This is a genomic window from Roseiarcus sp. (assembly GCF_052145395.1).
Lineage (GTDB): Bacteria > Pseudomonadota > Alphaproteobacteria > Rhizobiales > Beijerinckiaceae > Roseiarcus.
In genome coordinates this window covers 1-6,818 of sequence record NZ_JBKQOT010000279.1, presented here as the reverse complement: position 1 = coordinate 6,818, position 6,818 = coordinate 1, and the positions used below count along the sequence as shown (strand labels likewise).

5 protein-coding genes are annotated in these 6,818 nt (G+C 67.5%); all 5 read right to left on the bottom strand.

What is annotated here, in order from left to right:
* Positions 1 to 472 (bottom strand): molybdenum cofactor guanylyltransferase MobA (mobA, locus tag ACLP25_RS09375; protein ID WP_442468932.1); only part of this gene is annotated, 472 nt, incomplete at its 3' end.
* Positions 473 to 694: 222 nt separating this feature from the next.
* Entirely contained in the window at positions 695 to 3,841 is a 3,147-nt protein-coding gene (locus ACLP25_RS09370) for an efflux RND transporter permease subunit (RefSeq protein WP_442468931.1), read from the bottom strand.
* Positions 3,842 to 3,846: 5 nt separating this feature from the next.
* Entirely contained in the window at positions 3,847 to 5,127 is a 1,281-nt protein-coding gene (locus ACLP25_RS09365; RefSeq protein WP_442468930.1) for an efflux RND transporter periplasmic adaptor subunit, read from the bottom strand.
* Complete coding sequence (locus ACLP25_RS09360) at positions 5,124 to 5,762, bottom strand: TetR/AcrR family transcriptional regulator (RefSeq protein ID WP_442468929.1); 639 nt, start codon at positions 5,760 to 5,762, stop codon at positions 5,124 to 5,126. The genes ACLP25_RS09365 and ACLP25_RS09360 overlap by 4 nt, the downstream gene beginning before the upstream one ends.
* A gap of 296 nt (positions 5,763 to 6,058) precedes the next feature.
* Positions 6,059 to 6,818: MFS transporter (locus tag ACLP25_RS09355; protein ID WP_442468928.1), on the bottom strand; the 760-nt coding region annotated here is incomplete at its 5' end.

Here is a 6,818-nt window from a genome sequence, read left to right as displayed (position 1 = left end):
GATTCTGGACGATCGCGACAGGCCACAGGGCGGCGACGTGATGCGTGCGGGGGCCGGAGACGGCGACGGCGATGTCCGCATGGGCCGCGCGCCGCGCCTCGTGCAGGCGCGCTACGAAGTCTGGCGGGGCGAACGGCGTGTCGCCGGGCAGGGTCGCGACGTGGATCAGGCGGGGCTCGAAGCGCACGCAGTAATCGAGCCCGGCGAGAACCCCGGCGAGCGGGCCGGAAAAGTCCGGCGGATCGTCGGCGACCACTGGCAGGCCAAAGCCATCGAAACGGGACCTGTCGCCGTTGGCGTTGATGACGAGCGCCGCGACTTGCGGGCGCAGGCGCTCGATCGCATAGGCGATCATCGGCCGCCCGGCCAGCGGCACCAGCCCCTTGTCGGCTCCGCCCATCCGCCGCGCCCGCCCGCCGTCGAGGACGAGGCCGAGGGTCATGGCGCGATCGGCGGGGGCATGGTCTGTCACGCTCCCCTCTCGCGCCCGATTGCAGAGTGGTCCCTACCACCTTCCCCCGTGGGGCGCGGGGGAGGACGGCCACGCGAAAACCGTGAGCGCGATATCCTCCCCCGCCGCGAACGCGGCGGGGGAGGGGGACCATGTGGAGCATGGTGGAGGGAGTGAGGCGCTCCCGACAAGTCATCGCAATCAACTCGAGGGGGAAGGGCGCCAGCGTAGCGTGTCACACGCTCACTCCGCCGGAACCGTCACGTCGTTCGCCGGCCGCGCCTGCAGGTGGGGCGTGAGCGGCTTCGGCCGTTCGACGGCCGGCTCCGCCTCGTCGGCGCCGCCGAACAGACGGCTGAACAGACCCCACGCGAGACGTCCGACATCGTCGAGCACCGTGAACACCGCAGGCACGAACACTAGCGACAGCAGCGTCGAAATGATCAGGCCGCCGATCACCGCGATCGCCATCGGCGAACGGAAGCCGCCGCCGTCGCCGAGACCGAGCGCGGAAGGGAACATGCCCGCCGCCATGGCGATGGTGGTCATCACGATCGGGCGGGCGCGCTTGCGGCCGGCCTCGACCAGAGCGTCGAGCCGCGGCGTCCCGCGGCCGATCTCCTCGACCGCGAAGTCGACCAGCATGATCGCGTTCTTGGTTACGATGCCCATCAGCATGAGCATGCCGATGACTACAGGCATCGACATCGCCTTGTGGGTGACGAGGAGAGCGAGGATCGCTCCGCCGACCGACAGCGGCAGCGAGATGAGAATGGTGATCGGCTGGAGGAAGCTGCCGAACAGGAGCACGAGAAGCGCGTAGACCATCATGAGGCCCGCGCCCATCGCCGCGGCGAACGAGGCGAACACTTCGCCCATCACCTCGACGTCGCCGGTCTCCCGGATCTCGACGCCGGGCGGCAGGTTCTTCGCGGTCGGCAGCGCATGGATCGCCGCGACCGCCTCGCCGAGCGCAGTCTCGCCGCTGAGGTCGCCCTCGATGGTCACGCGCCGCGTGCGGTCGTAGCGGTTGATGGCGGTCGGTCCATGGCTGATCGACACGTCCGCGACGACGGAGAGCGGCGTCGACCCGCCGCTTGCAGTCGGCACGCGCAGGTCCTGCAAGAGGCCCATCCGGCCGCGCGCCGCCTCGTCGAGCTGGACGCGGATCGGGACCAACCGGTCTCCGGCATTGAATTTGGCGAGATTGGCGTCGATGTCGCCCAAGGTGGCGACGCGGATTGTCTGGGCGAGCGCCTCGGTCGAGACGCCGAGGTCGGCTGCGACCTGGCGCTTCGGCGTGACGCGCAGTTCGGGCCGCTCCAGCTCTGCCGTCGACATCGGCGTCTCGATGATCGGAATCGAGCGCATTTCGCTGGCGATCTGGTTCGCCGTGTCGTTGATGACGTCGATGTCAGGCCCGGCGATGATCAGCGTAATGTCGCGCTGGCCGTTGTCCCTGACGAACCAGAAGCGGATGTCGGGCTGATCGGCGAGCAGCGCGCCGATCCGCGTCTGCAACTCCTTCTGCGTCGCCTCGCGCTCCGACTTGTGGACGAAATTGATGACGAAGGTCGCCTTGCGCGGCTCCGCGCCGCCGCCGAGAATCTGGCCGCCGAAGATCAGCGCCGAGCGGACCTCCGGCATGGCGCGCAGCTTCTCGGAAATCGCCCGCGTGACCTTGTCCGTGTCATCGAGGCGCGAACCGGGCGGCAGTTCGACCGCGAGCAGAGCCCTCCCGACGTCGTCGGCAGGGATGAAGCCGGAAGGCAGGAGCTGGGTCGACCAGAGCGAGGCGGCGAAGATCAGCGCCCCGATGGTGAGCGTGATCCAGCGATGGCGCACGGAGGCGCGCACGAGCCGCGTGTAGCCGCGCATCACGGCTCCGTCGACATGCCCGTGGTCCTTCGGGGCGCGCATGAAATAGGCGGCGATGACCGGAGTGACGAAGCGCGCAACCAGAAGCGAGAAGATCACCGCAACTGCGACGGTCAGGCCGAACTGACGGAAATACTGCCCGGCGATGCCGCCCATGAAGCTCACCGGCGCGAAGATCGCCGCGATCGACAGCGAGATGGCGATGACGGCGAGGCCGATCTCGTCGGCCGCTTCGACGGCGGCGTTGTAAGGCGATTTGCCCATTCGCATGTGGCGGACGATGTTCTCGATCTCGACGATGGCGTCGTCCACCAGGATTCCGGTGACGAGCGTAATCGCCAGGAGGCTAACGAGGTTCAGCGAGAAGCCGATCGCGTCCATCAACCAGAAGGTCGGAATGATCGAAAGCGGCAGAGCGAGCGCGGTGACGATGGTCGCGCGAATGTCGCGCAGGAAGACGAAAACGACGACGACGGCGAGAAGGGCGCCTTCGATCAGCGTCTCCATCGTCGAATGATAGTTGCCGAGCTCGTTATCGACCTGAGTGTCGACCTTGGTGAACGTGACTTCCGGATGCGCCGCCTGGATCTCGGCGAGGCGCTCGGAAATCCGCTGGTCGACGGTGACGTCGCTCGCGTTTTTCGCGCGGGTGATGGCGAAGGCGACGATCGGCTGGTCGAGCAGGCGGGTGAACGTGCGCGGCTCGGCTGCGCCGTCGACGATGGTCCCGAGTTCGTCGAGGCGCACCCTGCGCCCGCCCGGCAGCGCGATCGGCAGCGCCGCGAGTTCGGCGACGCTGCGCGCGCCGGCGAGCGTCCGGATCGCCTGCTCCTGGCCCGAGAGCTCGCCGCGGCCCCCGCCGAGGTCGACGTTGTCGGCGCGCACCTGCTCATTGACCGCCGCGGCGGTCACGCCGAGCGCAAGCAGCTTTTCCGGGTCGAGCGAGACGCGGATCTCGCGGTCGACGCCGCCGAAGCGCTTCACCTCGCCGACGCCGCGGACGCCTTGCAGGTCGCGCGCCACCGTATCGTCAATGAACCAGGACAGCTGCTCGACCGACATGCCGGGTGCCGAGGCCGCATAGGTGACGATCGGCAGGCCCTCGGCGTCGACCCGGCTGACGACCGGCTCATCGATGTTGCGCGGCAGGTCGGTGCGAATCTTGGCGATCTGGTCTTTGACGTCGTTGAGCGCGCGATCGATATCGACCGAACCGACGTTGAACTGCACGACAGTCGACGACGAGCCGTCCGTGACCGTCGAGACGATATGCCAGACGCCGTTGATGTTCGAAACGGCGTCCTCGACCTTCTTCGTCACTTGCGACTCGAGCTCGCTCGGCGCCGCGCCCGACTGGGTAATGTGCACCTGGACGATCGGAATGTCGATGTTGGGAAAGCGGGTGATCGACATCGTCCGGAAGCTGACGACGCCCAGGATCGTCAAAACCGCGAAGGCGACGATCGCCGGGATCGGTTGCCGGATCGACCAGCCGGAGACGTTGAGGCGCATGGAAATCAGTCTCCCGCCGCGGTCGTCGCGGTCATCGCGATCGGCATCGACCGCACGCGGTCGCCCGGGCGCAGGAAAGACGCGGCCTTGGCGACGACGGTCTCGCCCTCGGCGAGCCCGTCCTTGATCTCGACCTCGTCGCGGTCGACGACGCCCGGCGTCACCTTCCGCTCCTCGATCCGGCCGTCGTGCACCACATAGAGCCGCGCGCCGTCGCCCTCGCGCTCAAGCGCCGCGGCCGGCGCAGCGACGCCGTCGCGGCGCACGAGCTCGACCTCGGCCGACGCGAAGGCGCCAATATGAGCGTGCGACACGTCGCTGAGCGCGATGCGCACCTTGCCGGTGCGGCTCGCCTTGTCGACTTCCTGGGAGATCAGGCGCACATGCCCGTGCACCGAGTCCGGAACGCCGGGCAGGCGCAGGGTCGCGGGCATGCCGTTGGCGAAGCGGGTCAGCGACTGTTCCGGCGCGTCCGCTTCGAGGTCGACCGCGCCGTCGACGATGATACGGAAGAGCGGCTCGCCCGCGGCCGAAGCGGTCGCGCCGAGCCTTGCCGAGCGCCGGCTGACGAGGCCGGAGACCGGCGCCGTCACCTCGGTGCGCCCGATGCGCACCTCAAGTTCCTGACGTTCCGCGTCGCGGGCCTTGCGATCGGCTTCGGCGAGACTCAGGGCGTTTTTGGCCGCTGCGAGCTGCGCCTGCGCTGTCTTCAGCGCCGTCTCGCGCTGCTCGATGGTTGAGACGGACATCACGCCGCCGGCAAGCTTTTGCGCGCGATCGAAGTCGTCGCTCGTCCATTTCACCTGCACATCCGCCTGGGCGATGTTGCTTTTCGCCTGCTCGATCGCGGCGTCCGCGCGTTTGACGGCCGCGTCGTTTTCGGCCAGCAGCGCGTCGAGCTGGGTCCGGTCGAGGCGGGCGAGCACCTGGCCGGCCTTGACCCAGTCTCCGTCTTCGGCGTCAAGCTCGACGATCGTCAGCCCGTCGATGCGCGTGGCGACCTGCGCCTCGTCGCGCGGCATGAGCGTGCCGGAAACGAACAGCCTGTCGACGAACTCGCGCCGCTCGGCCGACGTCACTGTCACCGCGGGCGGGGGAGGCGGCGCTAGCGACGCCTCGGAGGCTGAGCCGGAGGCGCTTGTCACGGGGCAGGACGCGGCGACGACCGGCAGACCGAGCGCGCGGACCTTTTGCGTCGGCGCGGAGCAGGGCTCAAGCGTCGCGTACCCCCAGGCGGCGCTGATGACGACGACGAGCGCCACCAGGGAGACCAGGAAACGGGTCATCGCGAACAATCCTCTCCGGGCGCGAGCGCCCCGGCAAACAACGCCTTCAGCATTCCGCACGCCATCTCGGCCTCAACGGTGCGGTCGAAATCCGGCTCGGTCGCCAACCGCTTGAAAAGACCGCTGACGAACGTGAAAAAGAACCGGGCGCCAAAGCGCGAATCGAGCGCAGGCGAGGCGACGCCGGCCGCCTTGGCGGCGTCGATCACCCGCTCGAGCTTATTGAGCACGTCCGCGTCGAGCGCTCGGGTCATCTCCGCGACGCGGGCGTTGCGTCCGGCCTCGGCCCAGATCTCGACGATCATCCGCGCCTTTTCCGGCGGCTTGGAGAAGACGTGATCGCGCAGGCCCGCGTAGATGGCTTTGACGATGTCCGCGTTTTGCGTCAGGAGCTCGACGAAGTCGCCCGCCCGGCCCTCCTGGTCGCGCGCGCACAGCGCCTCGACGATCGCCTCCTTGGAGGGAAAGTAGCGGTAGAGGTTGCCGGCGCTCATGTCGGCTTCTTCCGCGACATGCTGCATCGTGGCGGCGTGGAAGCCGTGCCGGACGAAGGCGCGCTCGGCCGCCTCGATGATCCGCTCGCGCCGGTTGTCTTCGGCGCCGCGCCGGTTGAGAAAGGGAGAGGATTCCGACATATTGGACCGCCGAGAATGAATATTCATTCTCATGACGCTCTGATTATGGCGGCATGGAGGCCGAACCTCCGGCTGGTGCGGGACGCTAATTTTCTGCTGGAGAAGACAATTTCCTCGACCTGACGGAGATATGATTGCTTTGGAGTCTCGAAGAGCAGGAGAAGTCCGCTCAGATAAACATTAAGGTAACGTCTAGCTAAGCGATATCTTGACGGTTTGACAGGATTTGGCGCCTAACCCATTGGGGTCGCCCGCGGCCAGCCAGGACTGCGGGCGACATCGGACGCGACGGCCGGTCAGGCTTTCTTCGGACGCGGGTTGGGAAGGAAACCACCGAGCAGGCCGATCGCCGGCAGGAAAGCGCAGAGGTGGTACACGAAGGTCAGGCTCGTCTTATCAGCCAGCATGCCGAGGAGCGCCGCGCCGACTCCGCCGAGGCCGAAGCTCAGTCCGAAGAACAGGCCCGCCACAGCGCCGACATTGCCGGGCGTCAGTTCCTGCGCATAGACCACCATCGCCGAGAAGGCCGAGGACAGGATCAGGCCAATCGCGACGGTGTCGATGATCGTGCCCACGAGCCCGAGATGGGGCAGGAGCAAGGTGAACGGCAGAACACCAAGGATCGAGCCCCAGATCACGAATTTCGCGCCGAATCGGTCGACGAGGGGGCCGCCAAGGAACGTTCCGGCCGCCACGGAGGCGAGGAACACGAACAGCAGCACCTGTGCGCTCTGGATCGAGACCCCGAAGGTCTGGATCAGATAGAAAGTGTAATAGCTGTTGATGCTGGCGAGATAGACCACCTTCGAGAACAGCATCACGATCAGCACGAAGAGGGTGCGAACGACGATCCTGCGCGGGTGGCTCGGGCCGGCGACGGCGGCCGCTTTGCTTCTCTCTGCCCGGCGCACCGCGTACCAGCGGGTGACGCCGGTCAGAAGCCCAACCGCGACCAGGGCCAGCACGGTGAAGACGGCGACGGAATGCTGGCCGAACGGTACGACGATGAACGCCGCGAGCAGGGGGCCGAGCGACTGCCCGAAATTGCCGCCGACC

What these genes read in the sequence shown, in the direction of transcription:
- ACLP25_RS09370 (WP_442468931.1), bottom strand. Translation starts at nt 3,841, where the DNA reads ATGCGCCTCAACGTCTCCGGCTGGTCGATCCGGCAACCGATCCCGGCG.
- ACLP25_RS09365 (WP_442468930.1), bottom strand. Translation starts at nt 5,127, where the DNA reads ATGACCCGTTTCCTGGTCTCCCTGGTGGCGCTCGTCGTCGTCATCAGC.
- ACLP25_RS09360 (WP_442468929.1), bottom strand. Translation starts at nt 5,762, where the DNA reads ATGTCGGAATCCTCTCCCTTTCTCAACCGGCGCGGCGCCGAAGACAAC.